This is a genomic window from Streptomyces albidus (ex Kaewkla and Franco 2022), from assembly GCF_013870515.1.
Classification (GTDB): Bacteria; Actinomycetota; Actinomycetes; order Streptomycetales; family Streptomycetaceae; genus Streptomyces; species Streptomyces albidus.
This window is the reverse complement of sequence record NZ_JACBXA010000169.1, coordinates 1-13,043: the sequence shown is the minus strand read 5'-3', so window position 1 is coordinate 13,043 and position 13,043 is coordinate 1. Positions and strand designations below refer to the sequence as shown.

Annotated in this window: 11 protein-coding genes and 1 tRNA gene; 3 read left to right on the top strand and 9 right to left on the bottom strand. The window is 68.7% G+C overall.

Annotated elements, in window-relative coordinates; all coding sequences use genetic code 11:
* Positions 1-2: 2 nt before the first annotated feature.
* Positions 3-959 (top strand): prolyl aminopeptidase, encoded by a 957-nt coding sequence (pip, locus tag H5J26_RS21655; protein ID WP_181767590.1) that lies wholly within the window; start codon positions 3-5, stop codon positions 957-959.
* Positions 960-1,093: 134 nt separating this feature from the next.
* Here the strand turns inward: pip and H5J26_RS21650 are convergent, their stop codons facing one another.
* Both H5J26_RS21650 and H5J26_RS21645 read right to left on the bottom strand, forming a co-directional pair.
* A complete protein-coding gene (locus tag H5J26_RS21650; RefSeq protein WP_181767589.1) occupies positions 1,094-1,780 on the bottom strand; it encodes a TetR/AcrR family transcriptional regulator in 687 nt (228 codons plus the stop codon).
* A complete protein-coding gene (locus H5J26_RS21645; protein ID WP_181767588.1) occupies positions 1,777-2,784 on the bottom strand; it encodes an acyl-CoA desaturase in 1,008 nt (335 codons plus the stop codon). The genes H5J26_RS21650 and H5J26_RS21645 overlap by 4 nt, the downstream gene beginning before the upstream one ends.
* Positions 2,785-3,112: 328 nt before the next feature.
* Between H5J26_RS21645 and ppc the strand changes: the two genes are divergently transcribed.
* Positions 3,113-5,833, top strand: a complete 2,721-nt coding sequence (gene ppc, locus H5J26_RS21640) for a phosphoenolpyruvate carboxylase (protein ID WP_181767592.1) — start codon at positions 3,113-3,115, stop codon at positions 5,831-5,833.
* Positions 5,834-5,975: 142 nt separating this feature from the next.
* On the opposite strand, the gene H5J26_RS21635 is transcribed toward ppc, so the two are convergent.
* From H5J26_RS21635 to H5J26_RS21605, 7 genes are all read right to left on the bottom strand, one after another.
* Entirely contained in the window at positions 5,976-6,506 is a 531-nt protein-coding gene (locus H5J26_RS21635) for a hypothetical protein (RefSeq protein WP_181767587.1), read from the bottom strand.
* Between the two features lie 187 nt (positions 6,507-6,693).
* On the bottom strand, positions 6,694-7,299 hold the full coding sequence (pth, locus tag H5J26_RS21630; protein WP_181767586.1) for an aminoacyl-tRNA hydrolase: 606 nt from the start codon (positions 7,297-7,299) through the stop codon (positions 6,694-6,696).
* An 89-nt stretch (positions 7,300-7,388) separates the two neighbouring features.
* Complete coding sequence (locus tag H5J26_RS21625) at positions 7,389-7,997, bottom strand: 50S ribosomal protein L25/general stress protein Ctc (protein WP_181767585.1); 609 nt, start codon at positions 7,995-7,997, stop codon at positions 7,389-7,391.
* Between the two features lie 274 nt (positions 7,998-8,271).
* Complete coding sequence (locus H5J26_RS21620) at positions 8,272-9,249, bottom strand: ribose-phosphate diphosphokinase (RefSeq protein WP_181767584.1); 978 nt, start codon at positions 9,247-9,249, stop codon at positions 8,272-8,274.
* A gap of 96 nt (positions 9,250-9,345) precedes the next feature.
* The gene (gene glmU, locus H5J26_RS21615) at positions 9,346-10,815 is read right to left on the bottom strand and encodes a bifunctional UDP-N-acetylglucosamine diphosphorylase/glucosamine-1-phosphate N-acetyltransferase GlmU (protein ID WP_181767583.1); all 1,470 of its coding nucleotides are present in this window, start codon (positions 10,813-10,815) and stop codon (positions 9,346-9,348) included.
* A 130-nt stretch (positions 10,816-10,945) separates the two neighbouring features.
* Positions 10,946-11,017, bottom strand: a tRNA-Gln gene (locus H5J26_RS21610).
* Between the two features lie 11 nt (positions 11,018-11,028).
* Entirely contained in the window at positions 11,029-11,949 is a 921-nt protein-coding gene (locus tag H5J26_RS21605; protein ID WP_235980898.1) for a hypothetical protein, read from the bottom strand.
* A gap of 198 nt (positions 11,950-12,147) precedes the next feature.
* On the opposite strand from H5J26_RS21605, the gene H5J26_RS21600 reads away from it, so the two are divergent.
* Positions 12,148-13,043, top strand: an 896-nt coding sequence (locus tag H5J26_RS21600) for a sensor histidine kinase (RefSeq protein WP_181767582.1), incomplete at its 3' end; no start/stop codon positions are given.

The window sequence follows — 13,043 nt, the reverse complement described above, 5'->3', positions numbered from 1 at the left end:
CGATGAACGCGCTGTATCCGCCGGTCGAGCCGTACGAGCAGGGCATGCTCGATGTGGGCGACGGCAACCTCGTCCACTGGGAGGTGTGCGGCAACCCGCGCGGCAAGCCCGCCCTCGTCGTGCACGGCGGGCCCGGCTCGGGCAGCAACACCGCGTCCCGCCGCCGCTTCGATCCCGACCGGTACCGCGTCATCCTCTTCGATCAGCGAGGCTGCGGCCGCAGCGTCCCCCACGCCGCCGATCCGGCCACGGACATGAGCCACAACACCACCGCTCATCTCCTCGCGGACATGGAGCAGTTGAGGGAGCATCTCGGCGTCGAGCGGTGGCTGCTCTTCGGAGGCTCCTGGGGCTCGACCCTGATCCTGGCCTACGCCGAGCGGCACCCCGAGCGGGTCTCGGAGATCGTCATCCCCTCCGTCACCACCACCCGGCGCTCCGAGATCGACTGGCTCTACCGGGGCGCCGGGCGGTTCGTGCCCGAGGAATGGCACCGCTTCCGGGAGGCCGTCCCCGAAGCCGGACGGGACGACCTCGTCGCGGCGTACTCCCAGCTGATGGAGGACCCCGACCCCGCGGTACGGACCAAGGCCGCCGACGACTGGTGCAGTTGGGAGGACGCCGTCCTCTCCCTCGAGCCCGGTGGCACCCCCAAGCCGTACGGGAGCCGGTCGTCGGCCGCCCGCCAGGCCCTGGTCCGCATCGCCGCCCACTACTTTGCGAACGGCGCCTGGCTGGAGGAGGGCGCGCTGGTGCGCGACGCGGGACGCCTGGCCGGAATCCCGGGGGTGCTCCTCCACGGCCGGTTCGACGTGGGCGGCCCGCTCAGCACCGCATGGGAACTGGCCCGCGCCTGGCCCGGTGCCCGCCTCCACGTCATCGAGGACGCCGGTCATCAGGGCAGCGCCACGATGAGCGCCGAGATCCGGAGGGCACTGGACGGATTCGCCGCTCCCTGACACCGGCGCACCGCGCCGTCACCGGCACCGGGCCCAGCGCCGGTGACGCCGCGTACACGGCGAAGCGCCCCCACCCCGCCGAGGGGTGAGGGCGCCCGGGAAGTTCACGTGCCGGCTGCGCAGTGCCCGCCGGCTCAGCTGCGCCGGTGACCGATGAGGCGCGGCTTGGCCTCCAGACCGTCCAGGCCGTGCCAGGCCAGGTTGACCAGGTGGGCCGCGACTTCGGCCTTCTTCGGCTTGCGGACGTTCAGCCACCACTGGCCCGTCAGCGCGACCATGCCGACCAGCGCCTGTGCGTACAGCGGCGACAGCTTCGGGTCGAACCCGCGGGACTTGAACTCGCGTCCGAGGATGTCCTCGACCTGCGTGGCGATGTCGCTGATCAGCGACGCGAAATTGCCCGTCGACTGCGCGACGGGCGAATCGCGGACCAGGATGCGGAAACCGTCCGTGTACACGTCGATGTAGTCCAGCAACGCGAAGGCGGCCTGCTCCAGCAGCTCACGCGGATGACCACCCGTCAGCGCGCCCGTCACCATCTCCAGCAGCGATCTCATCTCGCGGTCGATGACGACCGCGTAGAGACCTTCCTTGCCGCCGAAATGCTCGTAGACCACCGGCTTGGAGACCCCCGCCTTCGCGGCGATCTCCTCGACGGACGTGCCCTCGAAGCCACGTTCGGCGAAGAGGGCACGTCCGATGTCCAGGAGTTGCTCGCGGCGCTCCTTGCCGGTCATCCGGCGACGTGCGGCGCGCTTCTCCTTCTTGGGGGCTCTGGCGGCCTTCGCGGTGCTGTCATCGATCGGCACAGAATCCATCATGCCGCTTGGCTGGGCTGCTCCTTGCGGCGGGAGTCGATACGGTCACGGGCCGGCCAGCGCACGTCGTACGCCCAGCCCGCCTTCTCCAGCCAGCGGATGATGCGGGCGCTGGAGTCCAGCTGGCCCTTCTCCACACCGTGACGTGCGCTGGTGGGCTCCGCGTGGTGCAGGTTGTGCCACGACTCGCCGCAGGAGAGGATCGCCAGCCACCACACGTTCCCGGACTTGTCACGGGACTTGAAGGGACGCTTGCCCACCGCGTGGCAGATGGAGTTGATGGACCAGGTGACGTGGTGGAGCAGCGCCACCCGCACCAGGGAGCCCCAGAAGAACGCCGTCAGCGCACCCTGCCAGGACATCGTGGCCAGACCGCCGATGGCGGCGGGCAGCAGCAGCGACACGGTCGTCCACAGCACGAACTGACGCGAGACCGCGCGGATGGCCGGGTCCTTGATCAGGTCGGGTGCGTACTTCTGCTGCGGGGTCTGCTCCTCGTCGAACATCCAGCCGATGTGCGCCCACCACAGGCCCTTCATCAGGGCGGGGACGGTCTCGCCGAAGCGCCAAGGCGAGTGGGGGTCGCCTTCCGCGTCGGAGAACTTGTGGTGCTTGCGGTGGTCGGCGACCCAGCGGACGACCGGACCCTCCACGGCCAGCGAGCCGACGACCGCGAGAGCGATGCGCAGCGGCCTCTTCGCCTTGAAGGACCCGTGCGTGAAGTAGCGGTGGAAGCCGATCGTGATGCCGTGGCATCCGATGAAGTACATGGCCGTGAGCAGACCCAGGTCCAGCCAGCTCACACCCCAGCCCCACGTCAGCGGCACGGCCGCGATCAGGGCGAGGAAGGGGACGACGATGAAGAGGAGCAGAGCGATCTGCTCGGCGGAGTGGCGCTTGTCACCGCCAAGAGTCGCGATGTCGGCGGGGGAGACGGAAGCGCCCGCGGTGGTTTTGTTCTCGGCTTCGGGTGAGCTGTCGAGTACTTCCGGGGGGCTAGTTGTCATAGATGTCCCTCGTCAGAGCGGTAAGGGGGAGTGAGTTGTCGGGGGAGTACCGGTCCTTGTACCCGGGCAACTCCTACGGAACCGTAACCTACGGCGTCGTAAGTATGGCAGCCCTCACAGGCGTAGCAAGGGGGGCCCGGGGGAGACGAACCTCGTGCTCACCCTTCGGACGCCACAAGGGGCCGAACAGCCCCACACATATCCTGGTGAGCGCCGGACAGCGCGGTCCGAGACCTGCCCGAAGCGAACCCTGCAAGGAGCCGCACCAGTGAGCAGTGCCGATCTGAGCCGTGCCGAAGACCGCCGGCACCCGGCCGACACCGACACCGTGACGGACGCCGAGGCCGAATCGACCTCCGCGCTGCGCGCCGACATCAGGCGCCTCGGAGACCTCCTCGGCGAGACACTCGTGCGTCAGGAAGGCGCGGAGCTGCTCGACCTGGTCGAACGCGTACGGGCCCTCACCCGCAGCGACGGCGAGGCCGCCGCCGCACTTCTGGGCCGGACCGACCTGGAGACCGCCACCAAGCTGGTGCGGGCCTTCTCCACGTACTTCCACCTGGCGAACGTCACCGAGCAGGTCCACCGCGGCCGCGAACTGCGCGCCAAGCGCGCCGCGGAGGGCGGCAACCTCTCCCGCACGGCCGACATGCTCAAGGACGCAGACCCCGCACACCTCGCCGCGACCGTGCGCAACCTCGGCGTCCGCCCCGTCTTCACGGCGCACCCCACCGAGGCCGCCCGCAGGTCCGTGCTCACCAAGCTCCGCAAGATCGCCGAACTGCTCGAGCAGAACGACCCCACCGACAGCCGCCGCACCGACCTGCGCCTCGCGGAGAACGTCGACCTCGTCTGGCAGACGGACGAACTGCGCGTCGCCCGCCCCGAACCCGCCGACGAGGCCCGCAACGCCGTCTACTACCTGGACGAGCTGCACAGAGGCGCCGTCGGCGACGTCCTCGAGGACCTCGCCGCCGAGCTGGAGCGGGCCGGAGCCCCCCTCCCCGCCGGCACCCGCCCGCTGACCTTCGGAACCTGGATCGGCGGCGACCGCGACGGCAACCCCAACGTCACCCCCGCGGTGACCTGGGAGGTGCTGCTCCTGCAGCACGAGCACGGCATCACCGACGCGCTGGAGCACATCGACGAGCTGCGCGGCGCCCTGTCCAACTCCATCCGCAACAGCGGCGCCACCTCCGAACTCCTCGACTCCCTCAGCCGCGACCTGGACCGGCTGCCCGAGATCAGCCCCCGGTACAAGCGGCTCAACAGCGAGGAGCCCTACCGGCTCAAGGCCACCTGCATCCGGCAGAAGCTCCTCAACACCCGCGACAGGCTCGCCTCCGACGCCCCGCACGCCGACGGACGCGACTACCTCGGCACCGCGGAACTCGTCGAGGACCTCATGCTGCTCCAGACCTCGCTGCGCGCACACCGCGGCGAACTCGTCGCCGACGGACGCCTGGAGCGTGTCCTGCGCACGGTGGCAGCCTTCGGGCTCCAGCTGGCCACGATGGACGTACGCGAGCACGCCGACGCCCACCACCACGCCCTCGGGCAGCTCTTCGACCGTCTCGGCGAACAGTCCTGGCGCTACGCCGACATGCCCCGCGACTACAGGCAGCGGCTGCTCGCCAAGGAGCTGCGCTCCCGCCGCCCCCTCTCGCCCGCACCGGCACCCCTCGACGCTGCCGGCGCCAAGACACTCGGCGTCTTCAGCACGGTCCGCAAGGCGCTGGAGACCTTCGGCCCCGAGGTCGTCGAGTCCTACATCATCTCGATGTGCCAGGGCGCCGACGACGTCTTCGCCGCGGCGGTGCTCGCCCGCGAGGCCGGACTGATCGACCTGCACGCAGGCTGGGCGAACATCGGCATCGTCCCCCTGCTGGAGACCACCGACGAGCTGAAGATCGCCGACGAGCTCCTCGACGCGATGCTCTCCGACCCCTCCTACCGCAAGCTCGTCTCCCTCCGCGGCGACCTTCAGGAGGTCATGCTCGGATACTCCGACTCCTCCAAGTTCGGCGGAATCACCACCTCCCAGTGGGAGATCCACCGCGCTCAGCGGCGGCTGAGGGACGTGGCGCACCGGCACGGCGTACGGCTGCGGCTCTTCCACGGCCGCGGCGGCACCGTCGGCCGAGGCGGCGGCCCCACGCACGACGCGATCCTCGCGCAGCCCTGGGGCACCCTCGAAGGTGAGATCAAGGTCACCGAGCAGGGCGAGGTCATCTCCGACAAGTACCTGGTGCCGTCGCTCGCCAGGGAGAACCTGGAACTGACCGTCGCAGCCACCCTCCAGGCGTCCGCCCTGCACACCGCGCCCCGGCAGTCCGACGAGGCGCTCGCACGCTGGGACGCCGCCATGGACACCGTCTCCGACGCGGCGCACGTCGCCTACCGGAAGCTCGTGGAGGACCCGGACCTGCCCGCGTACTTCTTCGCATCCACACCTGTGGACCAGCTCGCCGAACTCCACCTCGGCTCCAGGCCCTCACGCCGCCCCGACAGCGGCGCGGGACTCGACGGACTGCGCGCCATCCCCTGGGTCTTCGGCTGGACGCAGTCGCGGCAGATCGTGCCCGGCTGGTTCGGCGTGGGCACCGGGCTGAAGGCGGCACGCGAGGCCGGACTCGGCGGCGTACTCGAAGAGGCCCAGGAACACTGGCACTTCTTCCAGAACTTCCTCGCCAACGTCGAGATGACCCTCGCCAAGACCGACCTGCGCATCGCACAGCACTACGTCGACACCCTCGTGCCCGACGAGCTCAAGCACGTCTTCGAGACGATCCGCGCCGAACACGAACTGACCGTTCGGGAAGTCCTGCGCATCACCGGGGAAGGCGAACTGCTCGACGCCAGCCCCGTGCTGAAGCAGACCTTCGCCATCCGGGACGCCTACCTCGACCCGCTCTCCTACCTCCAGGTGACGCTGCTGCACCGGCAGCGCGCGGCAGCCGAACGCGGCGAGGAACCCGACCAGATGCTGGGCCGCGCCCTCCTGCTGACCGTCAACGGCGTCGCCGCCGGACTGCGCAACACCGGCTGAGCCCCCGGCCGGAGAGACGGCCGCACGTACACGGAAGACGCAAGAAGACGCCGCTGCGGCGGGAGTTCGCTCCCGCCACAGCGGCGTCCTGCGTCTTCAAGCCTTCACGCGGCGGCGCGCACCGCGGGTGCCGCCGCCTCCTTCAGAACGTCAGCAGCGCCCAGGAAGCACCCATCAGCGCCGCCCCGAGCAGCCCCAGCACCAGAGCCGTGCGCTTCCACCGCAGACCGCCGGCCACGACCAGCGCCGCCAGCATCAGCGAACCCCCGAACGGCACCGCGCCGTAGAGCGCACCCGACGGGCCCGTCCGCACCGCCTCCGTCGTGCCCGGCCGCAGCGCCACCTGAAGCCGCTCACCGACCTCACCGGACGCCGACTCGGCCAGCGTGACCTTCTTGACGAGCGAACCGCCCTCGCCGGCAGGGGTGAACGACCCCGAGCACTCGTCGTCGGTGCACTTCGCGATCCGCACGGTGCCGCGCTGGTCGCCCGTCAGCGCCGGCCCGGCCGTCTCCCAGGAGGTCCAGCCCCCGGCGACCAGCAGAAGCAGCACGACAAGCCCCAGCAGGATGTTGCGTACCAGGAGCAGCATCCCGTACATGCTCTCCCCGGCCCGGCGGGTGCGGCTGCGCTTGCCCGTGCTGCGCTTGGCGGTGCTGGTCGAGGAGGACATGGCCGCGATCCTTGGGCAAACCGCCCGGAGGGTCAACCTCCACATCCGGCTTGGACGCTAAAGCAATGATGCGCCCCACTCCTCCCCCGCAGCGGCGTTGATGCCGCTCGGTCCACGCAGGCGACTCGGGGACGCAAGGCGGTACGGCGGCACGGAACGCGCCGGACCCGGGAGTTGGAGGTGTGCCCTAGGAGTTGTACGTGCTCTGCGCCCGCTCCAGACCGTCCACGATGAGCGACTCCACCGCGTCCGCCGCCCGGTCCACGAAGTAGTCCAGCTCCTTGCGCTCCGCACCCGAGAAATCCTTGAGCACGTAGTCCGCCACCTGCATCCGGCCGGGCGGCCTGCCCAGGCCGAAACGCACACGGAAATAGTCCGGACCCATCGACTTCGTCAGGGACTTCAGCCCGTTGTGGCCGTTGTCGCCGCCGCCCTTCTTCAGACGCAGCGCACCGAAATCGATGTCCAACTCGTCGTGCACCACGACGATCCGCTCCGACGGAACCTTGTAGAAGTCCCGCAGCGCCGTGACCGGGCCACCCGAGAGATTCATGTACGACATCGGCTGAGCGACGATGATCCGGCGGCTGGAGACACCGGGCATGCCGATGCGTCCCTCCACCACCTGCGCACGCGACTTGTGCGACTTGAACTTCCCCCCGACCCGCGAAGCGAGCAGATCGGTCACGGCGAAACCCACGTTGTGCCGGTTACCCGCATAACCAGGCCCGGGATTGCCCAGCCCCACGATCAGCCACGGCCCCGACTCACCCGTACTGGCATCGGTCGTCATCTGTGCGGTCCTTCAGCGAGAGCGGAACAACCGCCGCCGCGTTCCCCGCCCAACAGGGGAGAACGCGGCGGCAGTTCAGGAAGGGGAGATCACTCAGGAGCAACCTCGCTGGGGGCCTCCTCCTCGCCCTCGGTCTCCTCCTCGGCGGACGGCTCCTCGGCCTGAGCCGCCAGCACCTGGATCACGATGTCCTCGGGCTCGATCGCGAGCGAAGTGCCCTTGGGCAGCTTGATCTGACCGGCGTTGACCGAGTCGCCCGCGTCCAGACCCTCGACGGAAACGGTGACCGACTCCGGAATGTGCGTCGCCTCGGCCTCGACCGGCAGAGCGACCAGCACGTGCTCCAGCAGGTTCTGTCCGGGCGCCAGCTCACCCTCGACGTGGATCGGGACGTCCACGTTCACCTTCTCGCCCTTGCGGACGATGAGGAGGTCGGCGTGGACCAGGAAGCCGCGGATCGCCTCACGCTGGATGGCCTTCGGGATGACGAGCTGCTTCTTGCCCTCGACGTCCAGGTGGATCAGGACGTTCGACGTCTTCAGCGCCATCATCAAGTCGTAGCTGGGAAGCGCCACGTGGACCGGGTCTTCGCCGTGACCGTAGATCACCGCGGGAACCTTCTCCTCGCGGCGCAGACGACGGGCCGAGCCCTTGCCGAACTCCTTGCGGACACTGGCGGAAAGATTCACGTCAGCCATGCTGCGCTCCTCGCAATCGAAACGGATCTCGCATCTGTGGTGTCACTCGGTCCGTCCACGCAGACCGGCTACGCCGCAGAGCCGGACACGGAGCGGAATCCGTCCATGAAGACCCTGACGAAGAGCGCGCGTCGATAACGGATGAGCCGGCCCGTACCTGCGCACGAACACGGCCTCCCTCGCCGAGCGACTCCAGGAGTCTACGCGCCGAGGAAGGCCGTGCGGAAATCGATCACCGGGCGGCCCGCAGACCGCCGCTTCACACCAGGAGGAACTAGGCCTGCTCGTCGAAGAGGCTGGTCACAGAGCCGTCCTCGAAGACCTCACGCACCGCGCGCGCGATGGTCGGAGCCATCGACAGCACCGTGATCTTGTCGAGCTGGAGCTCCGACGGCGTCGGCAGCGTGTTCATGAAGACGAACTCGCTCACCTTCGAATTCTTCAACCGGTCCGCGGCGGGACCCGACAGCACACCGTGCGTCGCCGTGACGACGACGTCCTCCGCACCGTTCGCGAACAACGCGTCCGCAGCGGCGCAGATGGTGCCACCGGTGTCGATCATGTCGTCCACCAGGACACACACCCGGCCCTCGACGTCACCGACCACCTCGTGCACCGTCACCCGATTCGCGACCTCGGGGTCGCGGCGCTTGTGGACGATCGCCAGCGGCGCACCCAACCGGTCCGCCCAACGGTCCGCCACCCGCACACGACCCGCGTCCGGCGAGACCACGGTCAGCTTGTCCCGGTCCATCCTCGCGCCCACGTAGTCGGCCAGAACCGGCAGCGCGAAAAGGTGATCCACCGGGCCGTCGAAGAAACCCTGAATCTGATCCGTGTGCAGATCCACCGTGAGAATCCGGTCCGCACCCGCCGTCTGCAGCAGATCCGCCATCAACCGCGCCGAAATCGGCTCACGCCCACGGTGCTTCTTGTCCTGACGCGCATACCCGTAGAACGGAACGATCACCGTGATGCTCCGGGCCGAAGCACGCTTCAGAGCATCGACCATGATCAGCTGTTCCATGATCGACTTGTTGATCGGAGCCGTGTGGCTCTGCATCAGAAAGCAGTCGGCGCCGCGCGCGGACTCCTGGAAACGAACATAGATCTCGCCGTTCGCGAAATCGAAAGCCTTGGTCGGGACCACACCGATACCCAGCTGCTCCGCGACCTCCTCCGCCAGCTCGGGGTGTGCGCGGCCGGAGAAGAGCATCAACTTCTTCTCGCCGGTCGTCTTGATCCCGGTCACTGCACTGTCTCCTTGCGTTCCGCGGGGCGTGCCTGCCACTTAACCGTACGCCCCGCCCAACCCCCTCCGGTACGCGGCAGCAGCGGTCACCGCTCGTCAGCCCGCCTCCGGGGCCTGCGAGTCCGCAGAACCGCCGGCACTCTCGGCCGCCTGCGCCGCCGCGCTGCCGGGACGCTTACGCGCCACCCACCCTGCGATATTGCGCTGTTGGCCACGCGCCACCGCGAGCGAGCCCGGCGGAACGTCCTTCGTGATCACCGAACCCGCAGCCGTATAGGCGCCGTCCCCGACAGTGACAGGCGCCACAAACATGTTGTCCGCACCCGTACGGCAGTGAGAGCCGATCGTCGTCCGGTGCTTGTTCACCCCGTCGTAATTCACGAACACCGAAGCAGCACCGATGTTGCTCTGCTCACCGATCGACGCGTCCCCCACATAGGAGAGATGAGGCACCTTGGTGCCCTCACCGATCTCGGCGTTCTTGATCTCGACGAAACTGCCCGCCTTCGTCTTCCCGCCCAACTTCGTGCCGGGACGCAGATACGTGAACGGCCCGACATTCGCACCCGGCCCGACCTCCGCGCCCAGCGCCACCGTGTTGCTCACCGTCGCACCCTCGCCCACGACCGTGTCCGTCAGACGGGAGTTGGGACCCACCTCGCACCCCGACGCCAGATGCGTCGAACCGGTCAGCTGCGTCCCCGGCAGCACCGTCGCGTCCGGCTCGTACGACACCGTCGCATCCAGCCACGTCGACGCCGGATCGACCACCGTCACACCGGCGAGCATCGCCGCCTCCAGCAGACGCCCGTTGAGCAGACGGCGCGCCTCGGCAAGCTGCACGCGGTTGTTGATGCCCAGGATCTCCCGGTGATCGCCCGTCACCGAAGCGCCCACCCGGTGCCCGGCACTGCGGAGGATGCCGAGCACGTCCGTCAGATACTCCTCACCCTGGCTGTTGTCCGTACGCACCTTACCCAGCGCGTCGGTCAGCAGCTGAGCGTCGAAGGCGAACACCCCGGAGTTGATCTCCGAGACGGCCAGCTGCTCGGGCGTCGCGTCCTTGTGCTCCACGATCGCGGTCACCGCGCCGCTCTCGGGGTCGCGCACGATGCGGCCGTAGCCCGTCGAGTCCGGCACCTCGGCCGTCAGCACGGTGACCGCGTTGCCGTCGGAGGCGTGGGTGTCGGCGAGAGCCTGAAGCGTCTCCCCGGTGAGCAGAGGAGTGTCCCCGCACGTGACGACCACCGTGCCGTCCAGGGCCACACCGCTTCCGGAAAGCTCCTCGAGGCCCATGCGGACGGCGTGCCCCGTGCCGTTCTGCTCGTACTGCACGGCCGTGCGCACCTTGGAGTCCACCTCGGCGAGATGGGCGCTCACCTGCTCGCGCGCATGCCCGACCACGACCACGAGGTTCTCGGGGAAGAGGCTGCGGGAGGCGGCGACCACATGACCGAGAAGGGAACGGCCGCAGATGTCGTGCAGGACCTTGGGGGTCGCCGACTTCATGCGGGTGCCCTCACCCGCTGCGAGTACGACGACGGCTGCCGGGCGGTTGGCGCTCACGGGGGTGCCCTTCGGCTACGGGGTCAGGGGGAACACCCGCAGGATACCGGTGGGTTAGGGGCGGCCCGGGTCCCGGACACGAGAGCGGGCCCCGACCTGGGAAGGCCGGGCCAGGCATTCGAACCTTGAGCTCCCCCGCCAGGACTCGAACCTGGAATGGTCGGACCAAAACCGACAGTGTTGCCAATTACACCACGGGGGATAGTAAAGCGGTCAAAACGGACACTGTTTCAGGTCCGACCGCTCGCTGGCGGCCTCCACTATGCCCGACCACCAGCCCTCGATGCGACGGTACAGGTCCGCGCATTGCAGTACCCGGACTACAAGGCACCCACGGTAGTCGGCCCCCACATTCTTACGGATGGTCTTCGGGTTGTGCCTCTTGAGGGTCGTCTTTCCGAAGTCGGCGACGTCTTGGTTCACAAGATCGGCCCAGTAGCGTTCCGTGGCGGCCACATCGGCCGACTCGTGAATCATCACCGAGAAGCGCAAGCGATCGGATGACACCTTCAGCAGAGACAGCCATGCGAGGTAGACGCGGATCATGTCCGGGTCGCTGTTGATGAACGTCACGGTCTCGTTGCGCCGGTACGACTTGCTCTTCGATCCCTCGGCCCAATAGAGCCCCACGCCGATCAGGAAGAGCTCGCGATTGCTGAGCTGGCCGATTTCCTGTGCGGAACGGGACTTCACGCGTTGCCGCTCTTCTTCCCGCTTCTGCAGCGTCACCTCCCAGCCTCGCTTGGAGATGGCTGAGGCCTCCTCGGGTGAGCGAGGAGGGGGCTTCGGCAGGTCCCGCGCCCACAGTGAGATGGAGCTCCTGGAGACCCCGAGTTCCACCTCGATCCTGTCGTACGTCCAACCTTTGAGCCGGAGCGTGCGGGCTCTTGCCCTCATCTCGTCCTTCGCTCGCGGTCGCTTCGTCCACTCCGGTGGGGGCTCGCCCTCCAGGAGCCGGTTGAGGAGGTCGTTGTTGCCCACCTTGAGTCGGTCGCGGATCTGGCGTCGACTGAGCCCTTCCCGACGAAAGGCGATCGCCTTCGCCCTCAGCTCTTCGTATGTGGCCGAACCCTGACGGAGCCCAGCCAAACCGTCGCCTTCCCGGAGTTGCCGCTGCGCTGGGATTTCGTTCATGCCCGCAGCTTCTGCGGTGGCCCTGCCAGAGGGCAGGGGAACCGCACTCTATTCACCAGTTCGAGTGGGGAACAGGCATTTCTCCGCTACGCGCCGCCTGTCCCGACTGTGGGACGGAACGGTCGGGTCCTGTGGCGGAACGGTCGCTTCCTGGGGCAAGCAGGAAAACGGCTTGGCGGCCGGTCGTACGCTGGCTCCATGACCGAGACGGGGGAGCGCCGTGTCGTCGGCGGACCATGGTGGTGGAGGCGCCGCCGCAGTGCCGTGCTGGACATCGGCCTGGGCGTGCTGTCGTCGGTGGAGTGCGGTTATCAGGGGGTGGCGTTCGCCGCCGAATCCGGGGTCCCGACGGCGGCGGGGGTCGCTCTGGGGGTCGTGGTCGGGGCGGTGCTGGTGCTGCGGCGGCGGTGGCCGATCGCGGTCGTGCTGGTCGCCATCGCGCTGACTCCGGCGGAGATGGGGTTGCTGCTCGGAGTCGTCGGGCTCTACAGCCTCGCCATCGCGGAAGTGCCGCGCCGGATCCTCGTGCTGCTGACGGGGATGCAGGTGGTGGCCGCCGTGATCATCACGCTGATACGGATGCATCAGAGCATCGGCCAGGACCCGGGCTTCAATCCGCCGGCGTGGTTCATTCCGCTGATGTCCGTCGTGCTGTCGCTGGGGCTGACGACGCCGCCGGTGCTGACAGGTCTGTACGTGGCTGCGCGCCGCCGGCTGGTGGAGTCGCTGCGGGAGCGTGCGGACGGTCTGGAGCGGGAGTTGGCGTTGCTGGCGGACCGTGCGGAGGAGCGCGCGGAGTGGGCCCGCAACGAGGAGCGGACGCGGATCGCCCGGGAGATGCACGACGTGGTCGCGCACAGGGTGAGCTTGATGGTGGTGCATTCGGCGGCGTTGCAGGCGGTGGCGCTCAAGGACCCGGAGAAGGCGTCGAAGAACGCGGCGCTCGTGGGTGACATGGGGCGTCAGGCGTTGACGGAGCTGCGGACGATGCTCGGGGTGCTGCGTTCCCCGGAGGGGGCTTCCGGGTCCGGGGGTGTGTCGGTGCGGCTGGCGGAGTTCGCGGTCGCCGCGTCGGTGCCTGCGCAGTCGCCGGC

Coding starts and splice junctions, on each gene's coding strand:
- pip (WP_181767590.1), top strand. CDS start 3: ATGAACGCGCTGTATCCGCCGGTCGAGCCGTACGAGCAGGGCATGCTC.
- H5J26_RS21650 (WP_181767589.1), bottom strand. CDS start 1,780: ATGATGGATTCTGTGCCGATCGATGACAGCACCGCGAAGGCCGCCAGA.
- H5J26_RS21645 (WP_181767588.1), bottom strand. CDS start 2,784: ATGACAACTAGCCCCCCGGAAGTACTCGACAGCTCACCCGAAGCCGAG.
- H5J26_RS21635 (WP_181767587.1), bottom strand. CDS start 6,506: ATGTCCTCCTCGACCAGCACCGCCAAGCGCAGCACGGGCAAGCGCAGC.
- pth (WP_181767586.1), bottom strand. CDS start 7,299: ATGACGACCGATGCCAGTACGGGTGAGTCGGGGCCGTGGCTGATCGTG.
- H5J26_RS21625 (WP_181767585.1), bottom strand. CDS start 7,997: ATGGCTGACGTGAATCTTTCCGCCAGTGTCCGCAAGGAGTTCGGCAAG.
- H5J26_RS21605 (WP_235980898.1), bottom strand. CDS start 11,949: ATGAACGAAATCCCAGCGCAGCGGCAACTCCGGGAAGGCGACGGTTTG.